The organism is Paenibacillus qinlingensis, assembly GCF_013204845.1.
GTDB lineage: Bacteria > Bacillota > Bacilli > Paenibacillales > NBRC-103111 > Paenibacillus_E > Paenibacillus_E qinlingensis.
Genome location: NZ_JABMKY010000001.1, coordinates 77,137 through 102,631 on the forward strand (window position 1 = coordinate 77,137; position 25,495 = coordinate 102,631).

Consider the following 25,495-nt stretch of genomic DNA (forward strand, 5'->3'; position numbering starts at 1 on the left):
ATTAGATTGATTTTCACTAATTCATTGCGGAAGGTTCCGCAACATGAAATTTCGCCAGTTCCCATACAAAAACGCCTCCACTTGCGACTCTGTATAGTTTTTACACAAAGCTTCTATAATATTTCCGTAATCTCCAACATGTCTTAAATCTTTTACCCATTGCTCAATTCCATCAAAATCGGATCCAAAACCTATTTGGGACTCTCCGCCTAATGCACAGATATGATCAATATGTTTCAGAATTGCTGAAATCTCTACTGTTGTTTTCAAGTTCTCCAGAAAGTATGGAACAAAGGTAATCCCCATTAAACCTTTACATTGTATGATAGCTTTAATTTGATCGTCTGATAAATTTCTTGGATGAGGGCATAACTCATATGCGTTTGAGTGCGAGGCAATAAACGGTTTTTTGTAAACCTCTGCAAGCTCCCAGAAGCCCGCAACGGAAAGATGGGACACATCTACTATTATACCCATAGTTTCTATTTCTTTTAACATGAGCTTCCCTTTTTTTGTAAACCCACCTTTTCTCTGTTCCATTATGCCATCTGCCGCCCAATTCGCGTAATTCCAAGTGAGTCCTGCACAACGAACACCTAAGTAATCGAGAATTCGTAAGTTGGTTAGATTACCAGCAAGCGCATCCATACCTTCCAATGTCAAAATAGCTCCAATCTCCTGTGTTTGCTCCACATCTAACCAATCTGAAGCCGAGCGAACAAATCTCATTTGCGGGTGGCTAATAATCTTTCGATGAAAAATATCTACCATTTGCAGAATATGTTCAAAGTTAGGGTTGGCGATTGATTCCGAAAGATAGATCGCAAAACATTGGATTTTAACACCAGCCTGCTTAAGTTTGGGAAAGCTAACATCCAATTCTAATACATCCTGGTTAAATTCCAGTTTGTCATTCTGATATAGCTTCGTTAATGCGTCACAATGTCCATCTACAATTTTCATTATAACCGCCTCCTGGCATCGCACTTTATGTCCAAACAGCACAAAAACCTCTATACAGAGGTTTCATAGGTACTGTGATAACATTTCGATTTAACTGGCTGTCAGTCATGAAAGTCAACACTTATACAGTTGCCTTACCGTCTACCGAGGCTCGACAATCAATTTAATAGCTGTCCGGTCCTCCCCATCAATAACAATATCCGTGAAGGCTGGTACACATATTAAGTCGACTCCACTAGGCGCCACAAATCCTCTTGCGATAGCTACTGCTTTGATGGCTTGGTTCAATGCGCCTGCACCTATCGCTTGAAGCTCAGCGGCTCCACGCTCACGCAATACGCCTGCCAATGCACCTGCTACGGAGTTTGGATTGGATTTTGCTGAAACTTTTAACACATCCATGAATAGTACCTCCTCGGAAATGATGGATAGCTTCCAATACCCATCATATTCACCAGGTACACGAAACATGCTACCTCATCCCATATATACGGATAGCAGCAGGATTCTTACAACTAATCCATAAATACCTGATCTTCATCATATCTAATCAAGTTAATTCCTTTGGCTAGACCAGTCTGATCGTTTAATTCTATAACAACGGCATGGAAATGCCATTTTCCTTCATCTGTAATGAAGCGAACGGGAAGTTGTGTCTTAAACTTCTGAAGCACTGCGTTACGTTCAACCCCTAGAATGCCATCACGAGGCCCTACCATCCCTACATCGGTCACATATGCAGTACCTTGAGGCAATACACGATTATCATTTGTTTGAACGTGTGTATGGGTTCCTACGACCGCAGACACCTTCCCATCCAAATGCCAACCCATTGCGATTTTCTCCGAAGTTGCTTCCGCGTGGAAATCCACAAAAACAAATTTATGTTTTTTCTTATCAGCTTCCAAGATTTCATCCACTTTACGGAATGGACAGTCAATTGGCGGCAAGAATGTGCGTCCTTGCAAATTAATAATAAGAAGTTCTTGGTCCTTCACTTTAATCACTGTGTGACCTCTGCCCGGCGTACCTGGCGGGAAATTCGCAGGACGTACCATTTTATCGTCACGATCTATAAAATCGAAGATTTCTTTCTGATCCCATGTGTGGTTTCCCATCGTAATGGCCTGAATGCCCATCTCATATATTTCTTTGGCAATTGCTTGCGTAATCCCTTTACCAGCAGCTGCATTTTCCCCGTTAGCAATGAATACCGCGTGCGGATGTAACTGTTTAAGTCTTGGCATGATATTTTTCAAAGCTTTTCTTCCTACAGAACCTACGATATCACCAATAAACACAATTTTCATAACGTAAAACGAGCTCCTTTATATGACCCAATTTAACTAGGTTATCTTACTGAACTATTCCATTCAGCCTTGAAAATAAGGAAAAGTGGCTATAATAGCCACTTTTCGCATTTGGTTCTTATTTAGCGTATTCTACTGCTCTAGTTTCACGAATAACCGTTACCTTAATATGTCCTGGATAATCGAGTTCACCCTCGATTTTCTTCGTAATATCACGGGCTAAACGGAACGCTTCAGTGTCATCCACTTTCTCTGGCTGCACCATGACACGTACTTCACGACCTGCTTGAATGGCGTATGACTTCTCAACACCTTCAAATGATTCTGAAATTTCTTCCAGCTTCTCCAGACGCTTAATATACGTTTCTAGCGTTTCTCTTCGAGCACCAGGTCTTGCCGCTGACAATGCATCTGCAGCACCGACCAACATAGCAATTACGGAAGTTGCTTCCACATCACCGTGATGTGAGGCAATACTATTAATTACGATTGGATGCTCTTTGTATTTCTTGCCTATCTCAACACCGATTTCGACGTGAGACCCTTCCACTTCATGGTCTAACGCTTTACCAATGTCATGAAGCAGCCCGGCACGTTTCGCCAAAGTTACGTCTACCCCGAGCTCTCCGGCCATTAAACCAGCCAGATACGCTACTTCCATGGAATGTTTCAACACGTTTTGTCCGTAACTTGTTCTGAACTTTAGGCGCCCCAAAATTTTGATCAGGTCAGGATGCAAACCGTGTACCCCAACTTCAAACGTCGCTTGTTCCCCATATTCGCGGATACGTTCGTCCACTTCTTTGCGAGACTTCTCAACCATCTCTTCGATACGTGCGGGATGAATACGTCCATCCGCCACAAGTTTCTCAAGTGATGTGCGAGCAATTTCACGACGGATTGGGTCAAAACCAGATAAGATTACTGCTTCAGGCGTATCATCAATAATAAGGTCAATACCGGTCAAAGTTTCCAAAGCTCGGATATTTCTACCTTCACGACCGATAATGCGACCTTTCATTTCTTCATTAGGCAACGAGACAACGGATACCGTGGTTTCCGCTACGTGATCTGCTGCACAACGCTGAATAGCGAGTGTGATGATTTCACGTGCTTTCTTATCGCCTTCTTCTTTGGCTTGTTGTTCAATCTCTTTAATTAGCTGCGCAGTTTCATGACGTACTTCTTGCTCTACATTAGTAAGAATAATACTCTTAGCTTCTTCCATTGTAAGACCAGAAATTCGTTCCAATTCGGAAACTTGGCTTTTATAGAGCTGATCAATTTGTGTTTGTGTATCCTCGATTCGCTTCTCTTTGTTGGCTACTAGCTCTTCTTTACGCTCGAGGGACTCTAATTTTTTATCCAGCGATTCCTCTTTTTGCAACAATCGTCTTTCTTGTCGTTGAATTTCATTCCGACGTTCACGAATGTCTTTTTCAGCTTCGGATCGTAGTTTGTGCACTTCGTCCTTTGCTTCCAGAACCGTTTCTTTTTTCAGTGCTTCTGCTTCCTTTTTGGCAGATTCTTTTATCTGCTCAGCGGCTGTTTCAGCACTGGAAATTTTCGCTTCTGCAAGAGATTTACGGATAAAATAACCAATCCCTAAGCATGCAGCTCCAACAACGAGAATGATCGCGATCCAGATGGCAGTCATCATCTTGTTCACCTCCTCGTTGGTTTCTCCAAGGTGTTAGCCTGGGGTACCTTCGGTTTTTTAATCCGATTCAATTGTTTGACTAGTCATACATACCCTTAAAATGTAAGAGTATGGCTTTTAAATGAATGCGCACAGTGCGTTAGGGCACTATAGTGCTAATAATCCATAATCAACAGTGTAAAAATTGGCGGTTTTTACATCTGTCTTCTCAAAATCAATGAAATTAGTATGATTTTGAATACATTATGAAAATATACACTGTTATTTTATCTTTTGTCGAAGAAGCTTGTCAAGCGATTGTCCAAGAGTTGATTATTTAGACCCAAACCCCAAGCTCCGATAATTAATGCCATTAAGTTTATCGAAAATTAATTAATGTCATTAATTATCTGCAAATTCATCATCCATAAATTCCAACTCTTCCTCATCCGTTTCATTGCTAATGAGCCCCAATACCTTAGTAACAATGGCACCTGTGTAACCTCTTCGCATTAGAAATGCCGCAGTCTTACGTTTTCTATCCATTAGTTTCCCTGAGGTTTGTTTCCATTTTGTTCGCGCTATTTTCAGTGCACCTACGTACTCATCTTCCGGATTAATCGACTCCATGGTACTTTTAACCACATCTTGATGAATCCCTTTTTTTTGAAGTTCTTGTCGAATCAGATTACGTCCTTTGCGTTGAGAAATCACTCGGTTGTCTGTCCACATCTTTGCGAATTCCTCATCATTAACGTATTTATTTTCAATAAGTTTGTCACTCGCCCAATCAATAATAGGTGCTTCAAACCCCTTCTCTTTCAATTTACGTTTTATCTCTGAAAGTGAATGAGGACGTCTTCCTACCATATGGAGAGCCTTCACATAGGCTAAATTTCGTTCTTCATCTAAAATGATGGCTTCAATCGCTTGCTGGTATAGGGATTCTCCTTTATTCAAACGATGCTTGATCAGAATGTCCTCATGAACAGAGAAAGCATACTCCTCATTCAGATAAATATTATAGCGATGTCTACCTTGCTTTTGTTTTTCCACTTTGGTAATTACTTGTAATTCTTCCTCTTCGTGACTCATCTCAAAAATCCCCCAAATGGGAAAAAAACACCCCAACACAAGGTTAAGGTGCTTCATCCATCCTATTTTTCAAACCTATTCAAAAGCTGTTTCCAACTCGTCTTCTTCTTCATCCGTGTTCGGACCAACTACTTTAATCAAGTTGCTGTTTTCTCTAATTCTTAGCTCAATCGTTTCTGATATCGCTTTGTTATCTTTCAAGAATTGTTTCGCGTTCTCACGTCCTTGGCCAAGACGCTCACCCTCATAAGAATACCAAGCGCCGCTCTTATTCACGATATCCAACTCAGTTCCGATATCAATAATGCTACCTTCGCGTGAGATACCTTCTCCGTACATAATATCGACTTCCGCTTGTTTAAATGGAGGTGCTACTTTATTCTTAACAACCTTAATTCTCGTACGGTTACCAACCATGTCATTGCCTTGTTTGATGGTTTCAATACGACGTACATCCAATCGAACGGAGGAATAGAATTTCAATGCACGACCACCCGGAGTTGTCTCAGGATTCCCGAACATAACACCAACTTTTTCACGCAATTGGTTGATGAAAATAGCGATAACTTTAGATTTATTGATCGCACCAGATAGCTTACGAAGCGCTTGTGACATCAAACGGGCTTGAAGACCTACGTGAGAATCCCCCATATCGCCTTCAATTTCTGCTTTCGGTACTAGGGCTGCAACGGAGTCAATAACAATAATATCTACCGCGCCACTACGAACAAGCGCTTCCGCGATCTCAAGTGCTTGCTCACCTGTATCTGGTTGGGAAAGCAATAATTCATCTATATTAATACCAAGCTTGCTTGCATAAGCAGGATCCAACGCATGCTCAGCATCGATAAAGGCAGCTTGTCCGCCCACTCGTTGAACTTCAGCGATCGCATGTAAAGCTACAGTCGTTTTACCTGATGACTCTGGTCCGTAAACTTCAATAATTCTTCCGCGTGGGAATCCACCTATTCCAAGTGCGATATCCAGAGCAAGTGCGCCCGAAGAGATCGTTTCAACTTGCATATGAGTAGATTCTCCAAGTTTCATAATGGAGCCTTTTCCGAACTGTTTCTCAATTTGACGTAATGCATTATCTAGCGCGGCACGACGATCTGACAAAACGACCACTTCCTTCTATCATTATAGGTATATGATAACTTGTTTTGGCATGTTTGCCAAGCATTTTTTCGAACATACATTCGTTTTTTTTGCGAACAAACAAAAAACCGTAACAAAGTTATCGCTTTGCTACGGTTCTTCCGTTAACTATTTCTGATTATAGAGGATTTCTAGTTTTCTTTCAACTGTTTCCACAATTGATAGAGTGCACGCTTAGCAGCCCTTAGTTTAATTGACTCTCTATTGCCTGATAGTTGGAGAGTAAATACTTCCGTTTTTGCATGTTTTTGTGCTAATCCCACATAGACCAACCCTACAGGCTTCCCCTCAGACGGGCTTGGACCGGCCACACCGGTCACAGAGATACCAAAGTCACTACCTGTCCTAACTAGCAACTGTTCGGCTAGAATGACTGCTGTTTCGCTGCTAACAGCACCTGGAGCACCTTCTCCCTCCAAAATATCCATTGGCACACCGAGTAAGTTATGTTTTAAAGCGTTTGAGTAAACGATAGTGCCGCCTAAGAAAGATTCTGAGCTCCCGGGTACTGTCGTTATTAAATCACTGAGTAAACCTCCTGTGCAGCTTTCAGCAACCGTTAGAGTCTTTTTACTTGCTGTCAGCAATTGCAAAACAATTGTCTCTATGGGGACGTCCTGATCTGCATACAGATATTCACTTAGGCGATTCGCGATTTCAGCCTCCGTTGCTTGTAACTTCGACTCACCTTCTGCTGCTGTATGAGCACGTGTTGTTAATCGTATAGTTACTTCGCCTTCTTTGGCGTAAGGGGCAATTGTCGGGTCGGACTGCGATTGAATCAAATCTAGCAGCTGATGCTCCAAATTGGACTCGCCTATACCTGCAAACTTTAACATTTTCGAATAAAGAGGAACTTCATCTGTCATTCGTACTTGAAGCCATGGCACCGCATATTTAGTAAACATTGGCTTCATTTCTTTAGGAGGTCCCGGTAACAGTACGAAATGTGTCCCCTCGAAAGATAGCGCATTTCCCACTGCCAGACCAGTCTCATTATGTAAGGGATCGCTTCCTTCTAGCATAAGTGCTTGACGACGATTGCTTTCCACCATATGAATCCCTCTAGAAGCAAACATCTCAGAAATAGCCTCCATAGAAGGCTCGTGAAGCACCAAATTACGTCCCGTCAGTGTAGCTAATACATCCTTAGTCAGATCATCCTGCGTTGGACCTAAACCTCCTGTACAAATCACAACATCAGCTCGAGATGCAGCTAATCGAAGGCTGTCCAACAAGCGCTGTTCATTATCCCCAACAACCGTTTGAAAGTACATATCAATCCCTAGTGCTGCACATTCCCTAGAAATAAACTGCGCATTGGTATTCACGATTTGTCCAAGTAGTAACTCTGTTCCTACTGCAATGATTTCAGCTTTCATCGACTGGGTCCTCCTTAAATTGAGAAAACCCCTAACGTGATCGCTTGTTATTGATCGACCGCGTTTAGAGGTAAGTTACATGGAACTATGACTTTTCTGAAAAGTCTATGACGTGTTTGTTTTTAACGAAATATTCCACACCAGAATAAACGGTAATAATTGCTGCAGCCCAACTAGCTATAACATCAAAGGGAAAATCTAGAAACGTAAATGGAAAATTATTAATCAGCAGTGCGATAATGGCTGTAATCTGAGCCGCGGTCTTCGCTTTACCCCATTTGCTGGCCGCCATAACCGTACCCTCTAAGAGGGCAATTTGACGAAGTCCAGTCACAGCCCATTCTCTGCTAATAATGACAATAACGATCCAAGCATCAACTTTATCCATTTCTACTAGTGAAACAAGTACAGCGGTAACAAGCAGCTTGTCTGCCAAAGGATCCAAAAGCTTGCCCAAATTCGTAACAAGATTACGTTTCCTAGCAATGTAACCATCTAAGCTATCTGTACTCGCAGCAATAATAAAAATTAAAGCAGCAATAATTTGATTATACGTTATGCTAAACTCCTCTATCCGTATTTGAGGAAATTTTACCTTTATCAACAAAAAGAACATGATGATGGGTACTAATAAAATTCTCGCTACGGTGATGCGGTTAGCTAAGTTCATGCAATTACCTCCCCGGATAAGTCAAACTCATAGGAGTGGGTAACACGAACCTTCGCAAGTTCACCAATGTTCAATTTGGCATTTGAAACGAATACTTCACCATCGATTTCTGGTGCGTCGAATTGCGAACGACCGATATAAACGTCGCTTCTGCCATCGTATCTTTCGATAAGCACGTCGATTTCTTGCCCAATTCGGCGACCACCACGGATATTCGAAATTTCACGTTGAATTTCCATAATCGCATTCGCACGGTATTCTTTCACATCATCCGGCACTTGATCTGGCAATCTTGCTGCAGGCGTATCATCCTCTTTGGAGTAGGCAAACACACCAAGGCGATCGAACTGAACATCACGCACGAATTGTTTCAAATTCTCAAAATCTTGTTCAGTCTCACCGGGGAAACCAACAATCAAAGAAGTACGCAGGGCAACATCCGGAATGGATTCACGAATTTTACGAACGAGTTCGCGCGTATCTTTCTGGCGACCTGGTCTGCGCATGCGTTTAAGAATGGAATCTTCACTATGTTGCAAAGGCATATCAATGTACTTGCACACTTTAGGATTCGTTGCCATGACTTCAATCAATTCATCACTGAAGAAGCCTGGGTATGCATAGTGCAGACGCACCCACTCAATACCTTCTACTTCACTTACTTTGTTCAGCAAAGTAGGAAGCATGAAGCTATCATAGATATCCGTTCCATAGTTTGTGGAATCTTGCGCAATTAAGCTTATTTCTTTAACGCCTTGAGCCGCAAGGTTAGCAACCTCTGCAACGACCGATTCCATGCTTCTGCTTTTAAAAGCACCGCGCATGATTGGAATGGAACAGAATGTACAAGCGTTATCGCAGCCTTCTGCAATTTTCACATAGGCTGTGTAACGAGGTGTCGTCATCAATCTAGGCAGGTCAGCGTCATAGTTAAATACCGGATTCCCAACTAGAACCGGTTTCTTCCCTCTAAGCGCTTCGTCCACAATGTGATTAATTTTATCAAAATCACCTGTACCAACAATGCCATCGATCTCAGGCATTTCTTCCATTAACTGCTTTTTGTATCGTTGTGTTAAACAGCCTGAAACGATTAAAGCCTTGAGATTCGCTGTTTGCTTCAGTTCTGCCATATCCAAAATTGTATTTACGGATTCTTCTTTAGCAGCATCAATGAACCCGCAAGTGTTCACGATAATGACTGTAGCATCTTCCTTGTTGTCAACAAGTTGGAAACCACGGCCATGAATTAAACCTGACATAATCTCGGAATCAACTAAATTCTTCTCGCATCCGAGAGTAACTACTTTAACCTTTTCTGTCATGAAAGAAACAACCTCCAATAGTCCTAAAAAACACTCCCTACCAGTATAATACAAGCTAATAGGGGTGTCAAAATGTAAAAACCCCCTGCATCTAGGGGGTTTTCCTTCAAGTAACCTAATATTCCTGATTATTTCATATTAACAAACTGCAAATCCAAAGGAATATCTGCTTTCCGAAGCAACGCGATAACAGCCTGTAAATCGTCGCGGCTCTTCCCGGTTACACGGATTTGATCCCCTTGAATTTGAGTTTTCACTTTCAATTTCGAATCACGAATCAGTATGTTAATTTTCTTGGAGTTGTCTTGATCGACACCTTGTTTCATACTGATTTTCTGTCTAACGGTGGAACCAGCAGCTGGCTCTACTTTGGAATATTCGAGATTTTTAATCGAAATTCCACGTTTGGTCATTTTTGCATGCATAATATCAAGAACGTTCTGAAGCTTAAACTCATCATCCGAAGTGACAACAAGCTGATCTTTATCTAATTTAATACTACTTTTACTTCCTTTAAAATCAAAACGGGTCAACATCTCTTTCTCCGCTTGTTGAATCGCATTATTTAGTTCTTGCATATCCACTTTGGATACAATATCAAATGAACTCTCTGAACTCATTACATCCCAACATCCCTTCCATCAAATTACAATAGCATTATAGCAAGAACACATAAAAAAGGAAATATCCAACCGCCAATGGCATCGAATATTTCCCATCAAACTATTTTCATTACCCGGGAAAGCGCAGGAACTGGCAAATTGCTAGCTTTTCTGCAAATTCAGTTGAACCCGCTTCGGATTCGGCGTATCGCCAACAGGTACGAGAGTGCCATTGACCATGAGCTGCAATGCACTAGCTGCTCCAACATTCAAAAATGCTGAACTTGCTAAATCAAATGTATCTGTATCACCGCTATTATACAACTTCTGTCTTAGCAATGTCCCCTTCTCACCCTCAGGGCTAAGTGCATTCACAGCGATCCAACAAGATCCAGTAATTTTGAATTGAATATTCAAATTTGCAGTACCTGTAATGATGTAATTATCTACACCTTTCTCAGTAGCACTAAATTTCACCTGCACAGCAGGCGGTGTAGGCGTCGGAGCTGGTGTAGGGGTTGACGTTGAAAGCACGGTTGCTTTACCATCCCCAGTAGCGTTAACAGACGTACTCGGTGAAGGGTTCGTCGAATCTGTAATTCGCGGCGATTGCGTTTGCGCGGGCTTCTCATCCGCTGGCGTTCCCTTATAATTCTTGTATGTATAATAGTATACGATCCCGAATATGAGCAAAATAAAACAGACAAACATGAGGCTGGAAGCCCAGCGGCTCATCTTCTCTGTGTTGCGAACACTTGATCTATTCTTGCGAATCGCTTCCACAACAGGCTTCTCAATCGTTGGGGCAGGAAGCGTTGACTGATACATATTCAGAACTTCATTCGGATCAAGCCCTAATGCTTCCGCATAACTTTTAATAAAAGCCCTCACATAGAAACTTCCAGGCAGCACTTTGTAGTTTCCTTCTTCAATGGCTTCTAGATAGCGCTTGCGGATCTTAGTAACTTCCTGGAGATCATCCAGTGAAATCTTTTTTTCCAGTCGAGTTTTGCGCAAAATGTAGCCTAAGTCAGACATATGGTCACCTCCCCGAAGGAATTATTCATCCTGTTATTGACGTTTGAAACATTAAAAAGGTTCGGACGTATACGTAAATGAATCGTAGTTAATTTCTTCATCCGGGCTGTTCCGGAGCTCAATAATATAATCGAAGTGATTATAGGTGTATTCGGATTCACGAATAAAAATGTCTGGATGCTCGATAACCTTTGTTGAAGGCAGACCCATAATATCTTGCAAAAGACTGTAATGCTTCTCGTTGGAACGAATCGTCGACACAATACCGTCAATAATGTAGACATTGTTTGGGGCCATTTCATCCTCAGAAAGCTGACTGCGAACGGTTTGTCTCAATAAAGTCGAAGAAACAAAAGTCCAACGTTTGTTCGCACAAACACTGCCTGCAATAATAGATTCCGTTTTACCAACACGCGGCATGCCACGAAGTCCAACAACTTGATTTCCTTCACGTTTGAATATTTCACCTAGGAAATCAACTAACAAGCCTAACTCGTCTCGCGTAAAACGAAAAGTTTTGCGATCGTCCGAGTCGCGCTCTATATACCTGCCATGGCGAACAGCCAGAATATCCACTAATTTAGGAGGTCTCAAAGCAGTAATAGTAATATTATCTACTTTTCTCAACATTTTACCCATTAAATCAATTTTTTCTTCATCATTTGTTTGTAGAAGCATGCCACGTGTACGATCTTCAACCCCATTAATCGTCACGATGTTAATATCAAGCATCCCCATTAATGAAGCTATATCACCTAATAAACCGGGACGGTTCTTGTGAATTTTGTATTCCATATACCATTCTTTAACGTCCAATTCTTCCACCTCATCATCATCTCTGTCACACATATCTGCAAATGAACCAGACTTGTCATGTTCTTATAATTAATTTCTACAAATTCCGCCATAATCCTTCTCGAAAAGCGAATAACCCTGATATTATTTCATTTTTAGTTCCTTTAGCTCTTGCGGATTGTAGTTTTGAGTACCTTTTTGCCAAGCATGTGTTTTCATCATAGCAAGACGGTTATCAAATATTTGCGTCCAGTTGAGATCCGCAGTCAACGCCCCTGAAAAATCCATTACCGACACACCTAAGGATTTCGCTTTCTGGAGTTGCTCTTCACTCACTGGGCTGTAAAAAACAACCCATGCTGCGTGATGTTGATGTACTTGGAAAGTCAACTGCTGGAACCATTGGTTGTTGTTGGTTAGCAAAACTATGTGATCGGCTTCCTCTGAAGGCGCCCATGCAGATGGAATTGGACGGTCACTTTGCGTCACCCATTCGATGACCACATTTTGAAACAGAAGATCTTGAATCGCCTTATTCTTCATGGTTTCCATCTGTTGTAGGTCCAATTGGAACAAAGATGCCTGCTCATTAACAGTAACTGCGCTGCCCGCTGCCCATGGCTGACTTTGTAGAAAAGTCCATTTGCTCGTAGTAAGACCTAATGCTATCTTCTCGTTGGCTGAAGGGAATAGTTCATTTCCAACAACGTATATGTAATCATATGATTTCGATGTTAGTTTCGAAACCACATTATCATCCAGCGCATTCAAATCTTTAACCCACTCATAAGCAATCGAATTTCCGTCTCGCCAATTTTTTAATGTTTGAGCTAGCACGTCTTTTGCTGATGCAGATAACCCGCTACTAGAAAGCATCAGAACAGACATTTTCTGGTCAAGTAGTTCTTGCTTAATAACTGGGATACCACGATTCCCGCAACCAGTAAGAATTGATAACAATAGGATAAAAATAAGTAATAATCGCGTCTTATGCATACATTGATAATTCCTTTCCAGCTTCTAAAGCATGCAAAAGCCTCCGAAAGAGGAGGCTTTCACATCATACCCTATTGAATTGTAAAACGGTTATTAACCTTTGTCTACTAATTTTACCATGAGGCGCGCAAGAGTATGTTTTTCCTGTTCATCCCCAGCATCCCACAACTCTTTGAGAACTCGTTCTTGCTCATTTTGAGGATCCACCTTGTTTGCCAAAAACTCCCCAATTTGAAAAGCCAGCTTGGAGATGGTTTCATCACTCATCCCTGCATGTCCAGCCTGACTCACGCGTTCAGCCAAAAACTCTTTCCATTTGTCGAACACCTTAAGTACAGTAGCCATTGTAAGAAGCCTCCTTTGAGTTATGAGAAATGGTCATTACATACGTAATATGCACTTCTCAAAACAAAATTATGCGTGGGCTTCTATGCCATCGATTTCTTGTACTTACGTAAGCCAGCCTCCGTTGGGTGAGATGATTTGACCTGTAATATATCCCGATTCAGGCAAGGCCAAAAAATAAACAAGCGATGCGACCTCATGTGGAGACGCGAGCCGTCCAGCAGGAATTTCGTTGGTAATGGCATCGATTTCGTCAGCCTGAAAACCAGCCATCATATCGGTCTGAACTGCCCCAGGTGCTACGGCGTTTACCGTAACACCTGATGGAGCGAGTTCTTTGGCTAGCGCTTTCGTAAACGCATTAAGGCCACCCTTGGCCGTTGAATATAGGACCTCGCACGAAGCACCTGAGATGCCCCATATCGAGGATACGTTAATGATTCGACCATACTTTTGTTTAACCATAGCGGACATAAAAGCTTGCGTACAAAGGAAAGAACCCTTGAGATTAACATTCATGACACGATCCCAATCTTCTTCCGTCACATCAGCTAGCATCCCATAGTGAGAAATACCTGCATTATTAACGATAATGTCTGGTACCATATTCATTTGTTCTAGCTTATCTCTCATTTTAAGAATCTGCTCATGCGATTGAATATCCGCGGAAACCGTTAATACCGTTGCCCCTTGCTTCATGCAAGAACGGGCAATTTCATTAGCTGCTTCATGTGAATCCCGATAATGAATGATAATCTGCATGCCTACCGCGGCGAAACGTTGAGCTATTGCAGCGCCAATTCCCCTGCTAGCTCCCGTAATCAGCACGGTCTGTTCACTAAACGGTTTACCAACACTCACGATGGTTCACGACTCTGTACGATGGAAACTGCAAGCTTACTCCAATCAAAATGCTCACGGAAACGACGATTCACATCTTCAAGCGTTAGCTGTTCATACACCGGCAGTATATCGAAAAGATCGATCCCTTTGAACCGATATTTGGTATACTCGTTCGCAATCGATTCAGGTGAGTTCATCATTCGCAGGAAACTGCCAATCTTCTTCTTCCGACTGCGTTCGAAAGTAACACTATCGAGTCCCGCTTCTTTTCTTTTTTCAACCTCGTCACGAATCCGTGCAATAAGTTGTTCTGGATCCTTGGTATCTCCCCCAACTATGGAGAAAGCATACCCATCACTACAGTTGTATTCATGACCGAAATTATCAGAAATTAACTGATCATCGTAGAGCGTTTGATAAATATCGGAGCTGGAGCTAAATAAGATATCCAACATCAATTTGGTCGTCAATTCTCTTACCAACAAAGGTTTACCTGTAACCGCTGGTGCGGCTTCCTTGAAGCCCATTAAACATTTTGGCAACGAAACTGGAAGTAAGATAAGCCTGCGGGATTCCTTGACGTCAATCGGCTCATCAGGGAAGAACCTCTGGATCTCACCTTGTGGCGGAAAAGTTTTGGCCGCTTGATTGTCTTTGACTAATGTAATAACTTCTTGCGGATCTACCCCGCCTACAACGAATAAACTCATGTTGCTCGGGTGATAGAACGTGTTATAGCACTCATATAACGTCTCTTTGGTGATTTCTGCGATTGATGCAACAGTTCCCGCAATATCAATATGAATCGGATGCTTCGCATACAAGGATTCAATTAAGCCGTAGTAACTTCTCCAGTCAGCATTGTCCTCGTACATTTTAATCTCTTGCCCAATAATCCCTTTTTCCTTTTCAACATTCTCATCCGTAAAATAAGGGTTTTGTACGAAATTAATTAATGTCGTTAAGTTTTCTAAATAGCGATCTGTCGATGAAAATAAATAAGCAGTCCGGTCAAAGCTTGTAAAGGCATTGGCCGATGCGCCATTCGTTGCAAACGTTGCAAAAATGTCTCCTTCGGGTTCCTCGAACATTTTGTGCTCTAAGAAATGCGCAATACCATCAGGTACTCGCACTTCATCTTTACCTCGAACTTGAAAATGGTTATCAATAGAACCATATTGGGTTGTAAACGTTGCATACGTTTTCTGGAAACCTGGTTTGGGTAACACGTACACATGCAGCCCATTATCAAGTTTTTCATGATAAATGGTTTCATCAAGATGTGGATATGGCATACTCTGCATGGTTTACTCCCCCTTCTGATCCCGTAAAAAGTATATCGTGTCCAATTGAACTCGTTTCGCTACTTCTGCTATCGCTGGAATATCTACTTGCTCGACTGCAGAAATTAACCCAGCAACCGTCCGTTCTTTTCCTGACAAAATAGCGTTAAAATCAAACGATATCAGCTCAAACGCTGAATCTTGTATTTCGCGCAATTGATTGGAAATCATCGCTCTCGTTTGACTCCATTCAATGTCGGTGATTTCTCCTTGTTCCAAAGCTTTCAGTTGTTTACGTATGATATCAACGGCTTTCTCATAGTTAGCCATCTCAATACCAGACTGAATCGTCAAAATGCCTTTATGTCCATCAAAACGAGAAGAAGCATAATAAGCTAAGCTCGCTTTCTCCCGAACATTCGTAAATAATTTGGAATGCGGATATCCGCCAAGGACACCATTATACATAAGTGCAGCCGGATACTGATCGTCGCTGTATGAAAGGTTTGTACGAAGCCCCATATTCAGCTTACCTTGGTTAACATCCAATCGTTCTACGATCGTTTTCACTTCTCCTGTTACACCGCGCGGAGCAGATGTGACATAGTTAGCATCTGTATTCCGCTCAATGGCAAACGATTGCTTCACAATTTCTTCTACCTCGCTAAGCGTTGTGTTTCCAACAACATAGATGTCCATCGGCGAAGTTTGGAGCCATTCTTTATATTGTTCGTAAAGCTGCTCCGCATTCATACCGTCGAGATCTTCTATTTTGCCTAATGGATGAAGTCTATAAGGTTCTCCACTGCACATTTCTTCCATACAACGTTCAGCAGCATAGCGAATTTTATCATTTATGACCGATTCAATTCGTTTACGAAGTGTTTGTTTTTCTGCGTCTACATATTTAGTACGAAAATGTTGATCCTCTAATGCTGGACGAGTTAACGTTTCTCCGACAAATTCAAGTCCTTGTTTCAGCAAAGAATCCGCCGATTTCACGAATCGATCATTGATAATATCCATTCGTAATTGAACAATTTGATAGTCGCCTCGCTTATAAATATCAAAGCCAAACCCTGCACCGTACAAATCATCTAAATGCTCTCGGAATTGCTTCGTTTCAGGACGAAGCTCTGTACCTCTGCGAAGGATAAAAGGTGTTACCGCGGTACTCGTGACCGTCTCTTCATCTAATTGACGTCCTATGTATACAGAAATGGCAAATGTTTTGAAACGATCTGTCGGTAGAACGTGTATTCGGATATGTTTCCAACTGCTACGTTCAAATTGAATAGGCTTCAAAGGTCAGTCTCCCTTCTATGTCCGTGTAATAAATCCATTATATTCCTATACGAAGAGGAGAAGCAACCACATGTGGTTCCTTCTCCTTGTCCATTTTACACACAGAAAATGTGTTTACCAATTTTTTTAATTTGTTTTCTTGTCCAAATCCATTTGGATGTTGCCGTTTCTGGGTTGAAGTAATAGATACAACCACCTGTTGGGTCTAGTCCATTCAAAGCGTCCCTCACTGCTTTTTTGGATGATTCATTCGGTGTTAACCATATTTGACCATCAGCAACAGCTGTGAAGGCTCCTGGTTGAAAAATAACACCAGAAACAGTGTTCGGAAAACTAGCCGACTTCACTCGATTTAAAATAACTGCCGCTACAGCAACTTGTCCTATGAATGGTTCTCCACGCGCTTCACCATTGACAGCATTAGCCATTAAGTTAATATCCTGTTCCGAATAACCGAGATTGTTGGAGGGAGTTAGATTGGCTGGGGTATCTGTTCCCGTTCCTGAACCTGGATTGCTAGCACCCTGATTAGCATTTGCCGTTTCCCCCGCTGAAGGTTTCCAGCTCTTCGTTGCTTCCCAGAGTTTCAGTTTGGTTTTCGGTCCAACGATACCGTCAACCTTCATGCCAAACTCTCCTTGGAATCGCTTAACTGCGGTTAATGTCTTGTACCCATAGTCGCCGTCTACACCACCATTATAAAAGCCAATGAATTTCAACCTACCTTGAAGTTCATAAACATCTGATCCAGTGGCTCCATAACGCACTTCATTCTTACTAAATGTTTCTTCCGTCGGCGGATTGAATTTGCCCTTCAATTGAAAAGAAACTACCAAGACAAATACGATACAAAATGTAATGACAATTAGTCTTTTATTCATTCCCCTTCTCAACCTCACTTTTCAAATTACAACCTTTTCTTGCTTATTATGAGAAAGTGAGTCCATGATTATACAAATAAAACACTCCCCTAAGGGAGTGTTTGTCTAACGTGGATTATGAGCTAATCCGGTTATGATGATATTGTTCAAGTGAGATCAGTACTTCACGCGGTTTACTGCCTTCATAGGGGCCAACAACCCCTTTAGCTTCCATCGCATCGACAAGCCTAGCAGCACGTGTATAACCGACTCTCATTCGCCGTTGAAGTAAGGAAACGGATGCTTGCTTCGCTTCCAAAACAATTTGAACTGCTTGATCGTATAGCTCGTCCTCAAATTCATTCTGCTGCTCCGGCATTTCTTCAACTTGTGGAACGAGTTCTTCCCGATAATTTGCTTGTTCCTGCGTTCGTACGAACCCAACAACTTGTTCTACTTCACCATCGGAGAGGAATGCCCCTTGAATACGTACAGGCTTGGATGCTCCAACTGGCAAGTAAAGCATATCACCACGCCCTAGTAATTTCTCTGCTCCTACCATATCCAAAATCGTTCGCGAATCCACTTGCGACGAAACACCAAAAGCAATACGCGAAGGAATGTTGGCCTTGATAACACCAGTAATAACGTCAACGGAAGGACGCTGTGTTGCAATAATTAAGTGAATCCCCGCAGCTCGCGCCATCTGAGCAAGACGACAGATGGAATCCTCGACGTCATTAGCTGCTACCATCATGAGATCTGCTAACTCATCCACAATAATCACATAGTATGGCAGCGGTGCTGCAGTGCCACTCTCTGTCAACATTGCGTTATAGCCTTCGATATTTCGCGTCCCACTCTTAGAGAATAGCTCATAGCGCTTCTCCATCTCGACAACGATTTTCTTAAGCGCTAAGGATGCTCGACGCGGATCCGTAACTACAGGTGCTAATAGATGCGGAATGCCATTATACACATTCAACTCAACCATCTTTGGATCGATCATTAAGAACTTCACTTCATTTGGCTTTGCTTTATACAAAATGCTTGTGATAATCCCGTTGATACAAACCGATTTACCTGATCCTGTCGCACCAGCAACTAGTAAATGGGGCATTCTTGCCAGATTTCCAACAATCGGCTGACCCGAAATATCTCGCCCAAGAACTACGGATAGTCGTGAACTTGACTCCTGAAAAGCAGTCGTTTCCATGACTTCTCGCATCGTAACAATCGAAACTTCTAGGTTTGGTACCTCGATACCTATCGCAGATTTCCCTGGTATAGGTGCCTCCATCCGAATATCCTTTGCTGCAAGTGCTAGTGCAATATCATCGGTTAAAGACACAATTCTGCTAACCTTCACACCCACATCAGGTTGGATTTCATATCGCGTTACCGCAGGACCTCTTACTACCTCAAGAACCTTAGCTCGAACTCCGAAGCTCTCTAATGTTGCCTCCAGCTTCCTTGCATTGGCTTTGTAATCCGCCATTTCGCTTCCTTTGCCTAGAGCGGGCCTTGCCAGTAAATCAAGTGACGGTATTTCATATGGACGAGTTACGATGACTGGAGCATCTTGAAACTCAATTGTTACAGGCTCATTCTCATCTCCATCCACACTAGTTGGAACTGTTGTTGTACTATTGGATACTGAAGGAGCTGCAGGTCTAACAACTTGTTGTGCTTCTTGAATAACTTGTTCTTGAAAATCACGAATAATCGGTGCTCCAGTGGGTTCACCTGGATTATGTATGGGTTCAGCCGTTGGATGTACATTGTTCGAATAAACAACTTCCTCCCCAACCACATCAACTTCGCCATTTGACAAATTCTCATCAATGTCATCTCGTTCTCTTGCTGCAGATTTCTTCCTGTTCTCCTTAATGGGTCGGAGGAGTTCCATAAACAATGGCGTTTTCTTCGCCCGCTTAACTGGTTGAAAAACTTCTTCATCAAATTCATCATCAACAGGTACATAGGCTGGCTTCTTCACCTTAGTTGGTGCAGTTCCCGCTGAAACTGCTTGGGCCTGTGGTTGACGCCCTTCTCGATCTTGCAGCCATTCCTTCATTCTGTCTTTAAAATTTTGTCCTACATTACTGAAACGACCTTTCACGATATTACCTAGATCCACATAAGAAACACCAGTCGCTAGAATAAATCCCATAACAAAAAGCATATATTGGATTAACCTGGCTCCAAGGTAATCAAACAAGAAATAGAGGATACTGTACAAAAAAGCGCCTACCATTCCTCCGCCTATTCCATGTTCTAAAGCAGCTCTTCCAGCTTCAGTAGGGTGCAAACCTTCAAGCATCGCAGACCATGTCGAAGAAATGACTTTACCCGATGTAAAATCGTTGTTAGGATACAACTGCGCAAATAAATCAATATGATTCTTGATTAATAAGCCAAGAATGAACAACAAAATGCCGGCTTTCTTGGGAGTTACCATTTGTGGCCAAGCTCGCTTAATCATTGCGTATAAAGCCACGTAAATGAAAATGAGTGGTATAAGTGAATACCAAGTCCCCACAAAAAAACGAAACAAATAAATCAATGAATTTCCGACATGACCTTGATGTGCAAGGGCAATGACCGAGAAAATCAAGATGAGGATTCCATACAGCTCAAATAATAAGCTAGTTTTTACAGCCTTCGTCTTTTTCCTGCGTTTCGCCAAGATTGTCACCCCCAAGTCCACATTATACCATATTTGACTCGAGGGATGATACGGGAACAAGACCTAATGAGCTGAATTGACCGCTAGTTGAGGTTGATAGGAAATGAGACTGCCAGGCATATAGTGTTCATTCAAATAATCTTGCGGATTACAGCTATACAACCTTACAATACGTGCTTGATAGCCACTTAACGGCTCAATCTGCATCATCATACCGTCTACTTCAATATCTAAATATTGTGGGCTAAACGCATCGAATCCTTCAAATATAACCTCCATCGGAATCACAGAATAATGGATCACTGAACAAGCCCCCCAGAGCTAGACGCTTTCTTTGCTTCGATCCGGCTGTTCAGCTCACGAATGGCATCACCTATGCCACCTACTTGATTGATTAGTCCATATTTAACAGCATCAATACCAATTACCGTTGTGCCAATATCTCTCGTTAGTTCACCCGTCTTAAACATCAGCTCTTTAAACTTCTCTTCCGTTACGTTAGAATGCTTCGTTACGAACCTTACAACGCGTTCTTGCATCTTATCTAAATATTCAAAGGTTTGCGGCACTCCGATTACCAAGCCATTCATTCGAATAGGATGAATCGTCATGGTCGCTGTTTCTGCGATGATCGAATAGTCCGCTGATACGGCGATTGGAACGCCTATACTATGTCCACCACCCAAAACTAATGCAATCGTTGGTTTCGATAACGTCGCGATCATTTCAGCAATAGCTAATCCAGCCTCCACATCGCCCCCTACCGTGTTTAATATGATCATGACACCTTCAATTTTGGAATTCTGCTCGGCGGCTACAAGTTGAGGAATCAGATGTTCATACTTGGTCGTTTTATTCTGAGGTGGCAGCACAATATGTCCCTCAATCTGTCCTATTATCGTTAGACAAAATATATTGGATTCACCAGAAACCGTGTTCGTTTGTCCTAATTGTTGAATATTTTCGAGAACCGCATTTTTCTTGACTTCCTCTGTCCCCGGTTCTTGTTCCTGTTCTTTCGAGCCTGGTGCTGATGCCACTTCATTATCCCCTTTCAAATTATGGTAGAACTGAAGTTCTTTCCATGTCTCCCATAGTATGAATAAACTTGTACGCTTTCATGCATACTTCTCATTGCGACAACAAGAAAAAGCTCCCTCCAATTGGAGAGAGCTTTACTATTTGCATAGGCTCAAGTGACTTGTTCGAGTACCTAAACTTCCATAATGATAGGAAGAATCATTGGTCTTCTTCTGGTTTGTTCATATAAAAAGCGTCCGAGAACATCTTTCACATTTGTTTTTAAAGATGCCCATTCATTTACATTTTCATTCATAAGTTTAGTTAACGTATTTGTTACGATTCGATTGGCTTCTTCAAGAAGTCCTTCGGATTCACGAACATAAACAAATCCGCGTGAAATAATATCTGGGCCGGACAAAATTTTGCCATCTTGTTTACTAAGTGTAACCACGACAACTAGAATTCCATCTTGCGACAGTAATTTACGATCACGCAATACGATATTGCCTACATCCCCTACACCTAGTCCATCAATTAGGATGTTGCCGCTTTGGACTTTTGATCCTTTGCGAGCAGATCCATTTTGAATTTCTACCGTATCACCAATATCGCACATGAAAATGTCTTCTTTAGGAATGCCGACAGTTTCGGCAAGGATAGCGTGTTGACGCAGCATGCGATATTCGCCATGAATTGGAATAAAGTATTTAGGCTTCATCAGGTTAAGCATTAGCTTTAATTCTTCCTGACTACCGTGACCTGAAACGTGAACACCAGTTACTGATCCTGGTCCATAAATCACGTGGGCACCGATGCGCATAAGCTCATCAACCGTTCTGCCAACGTAACGCTCATTTCCTGGAATCGGAGTTGCCGCAATAATAACCGTATCCCCTGGTAAAATATCAATCTTACGATGGGTTGAACGTGCCATTCTTGTTAGAGCAGACATCGGTTCGCCTTGGCTACCCGTAGAAAGGATAACTACACGATCAGCTGCAAGCTTATTAACTTCCTCTGGCTCAATTAGCATACCATCTGGAATGTGCAAGTAGCCTAACTCGCTAGCAATCGAAACTACGTTGACCATACTGCGACCAATTACTGTCACTTTGCGGTTCGTTGCTGCAGCTGCATCAAACACCTGTTGAACACGGTGAATGTTCGATGCAAATGTCGCAATGACAACTCTTTGCTTCGCTTTACGAAACACTTCTTCAATCTCAATCCCTACGCCGCGCTCAGAGCCCGTGTAGCCAGGACGTTCTGCATTCGTACTATCTGAAAGCAAGGCAAGAACGCCTTTCTTTCCGATCTCAGCCATACGATGCAAATCTGCATATTGCTCATTCACCGGAGTCTGATCAAACTTGAAATCTCCCGTATGAACAACAACACCTTCTGGCGTATCAAGTGCGACACCTACAGAATCCGGAATACTATGATTGGTTTTGAAGAAAGTTGCCGTAAGAACGCCTAGGGGGAGAACAGATTCCGAATTGATTAGAATTCGATTCGTCGTTCCGAGCAAGTTCGCTTCCTTCAGCTTAGCTTCAATAAGACCCATCGTTAACTTCGTAGCATAGAGGGGAACATTAAGGTGTTTAAGCACGTAAGGTAAGCCACCAATGTGATCCTCATGGCCGTGAGTGATGATGATGCCGCGTACTTTATCCCGATTCTCTGTCAAGTACCCGATATCTGGGATGACAATGTCAATTCCGAGCATGTCCTCCTCTGGAAATTTCAAACCACTGTCAATGACAATAATATCGTTCGCATACTGAACGCAATACATATTTTTTCCGATTTCGCCCACGCCGCCAAGAGCGAAGATCAAAAGTTTATCAATATTTTTTTTGGACAAGAATATACCTCCTTCATAGATTGGACGACGAATTTTAAATGAAAAAACCGAACTAGTCACTTGCAACCATTATACATGAAAAAAAACAGCAAATACAAGTTAATACTGAATACGTTTAGATTTCCCAAAAAAAGAAAACCGATGCCGGAAGCACCGATTCATTAGGCATGATCATACAAAAAGTGATTGAATGAATTGTCCTTCTTGCTCGGATACACGAACTAACGGAAGTCGAACGCCGCCTGTTTCAATGCCCTTAAGTGCCAAAGCATACTTAATTGGTGCAGGGCTCGGCGCACAGAAGATTCCAGTGAATACAGGATGAAGCTTACGATGAAGCTCAGCAGCTTGCTGAATGTTGCCTTCTAGATAATACTTTATCATAGTTTGCATTTCTTTTCCAATCACATGACTCGCTACGCTGATAATCCCTTCACATCCAATAGCTAAAGAAGGCAGAGTATTACTATCATCTCCACTATATACGAGGAAATTAGGGGCAGCATGCGTAAGTATACGTGTCATTTGATCCGTATTCGAGCAATCTTTCGTCGCCACGATATTCGGTATTTGGGAAAGACGGATCGTTGTATCCGCATCCAGGTTCACACCAGCTCGGCCAGGCACGTTATAAATTACAACTGGAGCCTTCACAGCCTCAGCAATTGCTTTGAAATGCTGATATAACCCTTCCTGTGAAGGACGGTTGTAATAAGGTGCAACGAGAAGAAGTGCATCCACACCAAGTTGTTCTACTTTGCGGGAAAAAGCGATTGTATGAGCAGTGTCGTTGCTTCCAGTACCTGCAATGATTTTGCAACGACCAGCCGCTACATGAACGGAAAGTTCAATAAGTCGCAACTTTTCATCTTCAGATAATGTTGGCGACTCCCCTGTCGTCCCACAAATCACTAGGCTATCCGAATGTTGTTCTTCAATTAAATAATTAATTAATGGCTCTACTTGGTCCCAGTTGACCTGCAACTGATCATCAAATGGAGTAACCATTGCCGTGACTACTCTTCCAAAACTCACTTGGTACGCCTCCTGACTTTCTTAAATTATTTAAATAAATTGAATTTTCGATGAAGTGCACGCACAGACTTGATCATGTCGACACCTTGGACAAGCACCCAAATGGTTGTGTTCGAATCAGCTGATTGCAGAATTCGAATATCTTCCACAGTTAATGCTTCAACAATATGCGCCATAATACCAGGTACACCATTCATTCCGCCACCAATCACGGACACCTTCGCACAGCCACTCGTAAACTTGGGCTCGTAACCCTGCGCTTTAAGTAATTGAACTGCACGTTCAGCTTCATGATCAAAGACCGTATATACAACGCCTGAAGGATTCACATTAATAAAATCAACACTAATCTGATGCTGCGCCATCGTCTTGAATACACGAAGCTGAAGATCAAATTCGCCATCAACGGCAGCAACCTGGATCTGTGTAATATTCGTGAAATGTGCAATCCCCGTAACAAAGCGATCTTTAACATGATTAACATCTGTTGAGGTGTTGTCAGAAGCTGTGACTAGCGTTCCTTCTTCCTTGGTGAAAGTTGATCTCACACGAATAGGGATATTCGCTTGCATAGCAACTTCTACAGCTCGTGGGTGAATCACTTTGGCACCATTGTGTGCCATATTGCAAATCTCACTAAAGCTCACACGTTGTAAGGGTTTAGCATCTTCAACGATTCTTGGATCCGCTGTCAAAATGCCATTAACATCTGTGAAGATATCCACAATCTCTGCTTTAAGCGCAGCGCCAAGTGCCGTTGCTGACGTGTCACTGCCCCCGCGGCCTAATGTAGTCAACTCATCATGACTTGTTTTCCCTTGAAAACCAGTAACAATAACAACCTGATCTTGCTCTAACAATTCAAGTATCCGATTAGGCTTCATCGCAATGATCTGAGCATTACCATGATTCTCATTCGTGATCAGACCTGCTTGCCCACCCGTCAAAACCGTGGATCGAATTCCTGTTTTGTTCAATAAACTACACAAAAGTACCGCAGATATTAGTTCTCCGCAGCCCATAAGCATATCGAGTTCCCGTTCGGGTAGCCCCTCCCCATTCTTCCGAACGAGGTCTAAGAGCGTATCAGTCGCATAGGGTTCCCCTTTTCTTCCCATCGCAGATACAACAACAACTAGTTTATAATGTTGAATTAGTGCGTCTTGAATATGTCCAATAACGTGTTCTCTAGCTTGTGCGGTGGAAAGTGAAGTACCTCCGAATTTCTGAACAAGAATTCGCATGAGTTTCCCCCATTTTCACTGCTCAAAT

Annotated in this window: 24 protein-coding genes; all 24 read right to left on the reverse strand. The window is 42.2% G+C overall.

Annotated features, from left to right (window positions below; all coding sequences use genetic code 11):
- Positions 1-21: 21 nt before the first annotated feature.
- The 24 genes from HQN88_RS00395 to dapG all read right to left on the reverse strand — a co-directional run bounded on the left by HQN88_RS00395 (position 22) and on the right by dapG (position 25,467).
- Complete coding sequence (locus HQN88_RS00395) at positions 22-963, reverse strand: dipeptidase (RefSeq protein WP_173108325.1); 942 nt, start codon at positions 961-963, stop codon at positions 22-24.
- Positions 964-1,104: 141 nt separating this feature from the next.
- Positions 1,105-1,365: a stage V sporulation protein S gene (locus HQN88_RS00400; protein ID WP_028558349.1), complete on the reverse strand. Its 261-nt coding sequence runs from the start codon at positions 1,363-1,365 to the stop codon at positions 1,105-1,107.
- Between the two features lie 113 nt (positions 1,366-1,478).
- Entirely contained in the window at positions 1,479-2,273 is a 795-nt protein-coding gene (locus tag HQN88_RS00405; protein WP_173108327.1) for a TIGR00282 family metallophosphoesterase, read from the reverse strand.
- A gap of 118 nt (positions 2,274-2,391) precedes the next feature.
- Positions 2,392-3,933, reverse strand: coding sequence for a ribonuclease Y (rny, locus tag HQN88_RS00410; RefSeq protein WP_056625130.1), 1,542 nt, complete (start codon positions 3,931-3,933; stop codon positions 2,392-2,394).
- A gap of 381 nt (positions 3,934-4,314) precedes the next feature.
- Positions 4,315-5,007, reverse strand: coding sequence for a regulatory protein RecX (locus tag HQN88_RS00415; protein WP_173108329.1), 693 nt, complete (start codon positions 5,005-5,007; stop codon positions 4,315-4,317).
- Positions 5,008-5,082: 75 nt separating this feature from the next.
- Positions 5,083-6,126: a recombinase RecA gene (gene recA, locus HQN88_RS00420; protein WP_173108331.1), complete on the reverse strand. Its 1,044-nt coding sequence runs from the start codon at positions 6,124-6,126 to the stop codon at positions 5,083-5,085.
- A 170-nt stretch (positions 6,127-6,296) separates the two neighbouring features.
- Positions 6,297-7,547: a competence/damage-inducible protein A gene (locus HQN88_RS00425; protein ID WP_173108333.1), complete on the reverse strand. Its 1,251-nt coding sequence runs from the start codon at positions 7,545-7,547 to the stop codon at positions 6,297-6,299.
- Between the two features lie 85 nt (positions 7,548-7,632).
- Entirely contained in the window at positions 7,633-8,217 is a 585-nt protein-coding gene (gene pgsA / locus HQN88_RS00430) for a CDP-diacylglycerol--glycerol-3-phosphate 3-phosphatidyltransferase (protein ID WP_056625118.1), read from the reverse strand.
- Positions 8,214-9,542, reverse strand: a complete 1,329-nt coding sequence (rimO, locus tag HQN88_RS00435; RefSeq protein WP_171635878.1) for a 30S ribosomal protein S12 methylthiotransferase RimO — start codon at positions 9,540-9,542, stop codon at positions 8,214-8,216. Before rimO ends, pgsA begins: the two co-directional genes overlap by 4 nt.
- 128 nt (positions 9,543-9,670) lie before the next feature.
- Positions 9,671-10,162 carry a YajQ family cyclic di-GMP-binding protein gene (locus HQN88_RS00440; protein WP_056625112.1) on the reverse strand — a complete coding sequence of 164 codons (492 nt, stop codon included), beginning with the start codon at positions 10,160-10,162 and terminating at the stop codon, positions 9,671-9,673.
- Between the two features lie 144 nt (positions 10,163-10,306).
- On the reverse strand, positions 10,307-11,182 hold the full coding sequence (locus HQN88_RS00445; protein WP_173108335.1) for a helix-turn-helix domain-containing protein: 876 nt from the start codon (positions 11,180-11,182) through the stop codon (positions 10,307-10,309).
- A gap of 51 nt (positions 11,183-11,233) precedes the next feature.
- Positions 11,234-11,977, reverse strand: coding sequence for a DUF3388 domain-containing protein (locus HQN88_RS00450; protein ID WP_376769543.1), 744 nt, complete (start codon positions 11,975-11,977; stop codon positions 11,234-11,236).
- A 144-nt stretch (positions 11,978-12,121) separates the two neighbouring features.
- Positions 12,122-12,973: a hypothetical protein gene (locus tag HQN88_RS00455; protein WP_173108337.1), complete on the reverse strand. Its 852-nt coding sequence runs from the start codon at positions 12,971-12,973 to the stop codon at positions 12,122-12,124.
- Between the two features lie 93 nt (positions 12,974-13,066).
- Positions 13,067-13,318, reverse strand: a complete 252-nt coding sequence (locus HQN88_RS00460; protein ID WP_068662524.1) for a DUF3243 domain-containing protein — start codon at positions 13,316-13,318, stop codon at positions 13,067-13,069.
- Positions 13,319-13,423: 105 nt separating this feature from the next.
- Positions 13,424-14,179, reverse strand: coding sequence for an elongation factor P 5-aminopentanone reductase (gene ymfI / locus HQN88_RS00465; protein WP_173108339.1), 756 nt, complete (start codon positions 14,177-14,179; stop codon positions 13,424-13,426).
- Entirely contained in the window at positions 14,176-15,465 is a 1,290-nt protein-coding gene (gene yfmH / locus HQN88_RS00470; RefSeq protein WP_173108341.1) for an EF-P 5-aminopentanol modification-associated protein YfmH, read from the reverse strand. The genes ymfI and yfmH overlap by 4 nt, the downstream gene beginning before the upstream one ends.
- Before the next feature lie 3 nt (positions 15,466-15,468).
- Positions 15,469-16,749 carry an EF-P 5-aminopentanol modification-associated protein YfmF gene (gene yfmF / locus HQN88_RS00475; RefSeq protein WP_173108343.1) on the reverse strand — a complete coding sequence of 427 codons (1,281 nt, stop codon included), beginning with the start codon at positions 16,747-16,749 and terminating at the stop codon, positions 15,469-15,471.
- Positions 16,750-16,844: 95 nt separating this feature from the next.
- Entirely contained in the window at positions 16,845-17,630 is a 786-nt protein-coding gene (sleB, locus tag HQN88_RS00480; protein WP_173108344.1) for a spore cortex-lytic enzyme, read from the reverse strand.
- Between the two features lie 115 nt (positions 17,631-17,745).
- Positions 17,746-20,298, reverse strand: coding sequence for a DNA translocase FtsK (locus tag HQN88_RS00485; RefSeq protein ID WP_173108345.1), 2,553 nt, complete (start codon positions 20,296-20,298; stop codon positions 17,746-17,748).
- A 63-nt stretch (positions 20,299-20,361) separates the two neighbouring features.
- Complete coding sequence (locus tag HQN88_RS00490; protein WP_173108346.1) at positions 20,362-20,601, reverse strand: YlzJ-like family protein; 240 nt, start codon at positions 20,599-20,601, stop codon at positions 20,362-20,364.
- Positions 20,598-21,338, reverse strand: coding sequence for a ClpP family protease (locus HQN88_RS00495; RefSeq protein ID WP_173108347.1), 741 nt, complete (start codon positions 21,336-21,338; stop codon positions 20,598-20,600). The genes HQN88_RS00490 and HQN88_RS00495 overlap by 4 nt, the downstream gene beginning before the upstream one ends.
- Positions 21,339-21,511: 173 nt before the next feature.
- Positions 21,512-23,188, reverse strand: a complete 1,677-nt coding sequence (locus HQN88_RS00500) for a ribonuclease J (RefSeq protein WP_068662532.1) — start codon at positions 23,186-23,188, stop codon at positions 21,512-21,514.
- Positions 23,189-23,359: 171 nt separating this feature from the next.
- Positions 23,360-24,223, reverse strand: a complete 864-nt coding sequence (gene dapA / locus HQN88_RS00505) for a 4-hydroxy-tetrahydrodipicolinate synthase (protein ID WP_173108348.1) — start codon at positions 24,221-24,223, stop codon at positions 23,360-23,362.
- 26 nt (positions 24,224-24,249) lie between these two features.
- Positions 24,250-25,467, reverse strand: coding sequence for an aspartate kinase (dapG, locus tag HQN88_RS00510; protein ID WP_173108349.1), 1,218 nt, complete (start codon positions 25,465-25,467; stop codon positions 24,250-24,252).
- Positions 25,468-25,495: the final 28 nt, after the last annotated feature.

Coding starts and splice junctions, on each gene's coding strand:
- HQN88_RS00395 (WP_173108325.1), bottom strand. CDS start 963: ATGAAAATTGTAGATGGACATTGTGACGCATTAACGAAGCTATATCAG.
- HQN88_RS00400 (WP_028558349.1), bottom strand. CDS start 1,365: ATGGATGTGTTAAAAGTTTCAGCAAAATCCAATCCAAACTCCGTAGCA.
- HQN88_RS00405 (WP_173108327.1), bottom strand. CDS start 2,273: ATGAAAATTGTGTTTATTGGTGATATCGTAGGTTCTGTAGGAAGAAAA.
- rny (WP_056625130.1), bottom strand. CDS start 3,933: ATGATGACTGCCATCTGGATCGCGATCATTCTCGTTGTTGGAGCTGCA.
- HQN88_RS00415 (WP_173108329.1), bottom strand. CDS start 5,007: ATGAGTCACGAAGAGGAAGAATTACAAGTAATTACCAAAGTGGAAAAA.
- HQN88_RS00425 (WP_173108333.1), bottom strand. CDS start 7,547: ATGAAAGCTGAAATCATTGCAGTAGGAACAGAGTTACTACTTGGACAA.
- pgsA (WP_056625118.1), bottom strand. CDS start 8,217: ATGAACTTAGCTAACCGCATCACCGTAGCGAGAATTTTATTAGTACCC.
- rimO (WP_171635878.1), bottom strand. CDS start 9,542: ATGACAGAAAAGGTTAAAGTAGTTACTCTCGGATGCGAGAAGAATTTA.
- HQN88_RS00440 (WP_056625112.1), bottom strand. CDS start 10,162: ATGAGTTCAGAGAGTTCATTTGATATTGTATCCAAAGTGGATATGCAA.
- HQN88_RS00445 (WP_173108335.1), bottom strand. CDS start 11,182: ATGTCTGACTTAGGCTACATTTTGCGCAAAACTCGACTGGAAAAAAAG.
- HQN88_RS00450 (WP_376769543.1), bottom strand. CDS start 11,977: ATGGAATACAAAATTCACAAGAACCGTCCCGGTTTATTAGGTGATATA.
- HQN88_RS00455 (WP_173108337.1), bottom strand. CDS start 12,973: ATGCATAAGACGCGATTATTACTTATTTTTATCCTATTGTTATCAATT.
- HQN88_RS00460 (WP_068662524.1), bottom strand. CDS start 13,318: ATGGCTACTGTACTTAAGGTGTTCGACAAATGGAAAGAGTTTTTGGCT.
- yfmH (WP_173108341.1), bottom strand. CDS start 15,465: ATGCAGAGTATGCCATATCCACATCTTGATGAAACCATTTATCATGAA.
- sleB (WP_173108344.1), bottom strand. CDS start 17,630: ATGAATAAAAGACTAATTGTCATTACATTTTGTATCGTATTTGTCTTG.
- dapG (WP_173108349.1), bottom strand. CDS start 25,467: ATGCGAATTCTTGTTCAGAAATTCGGAGGTACTTCACTTTCCACCGCA.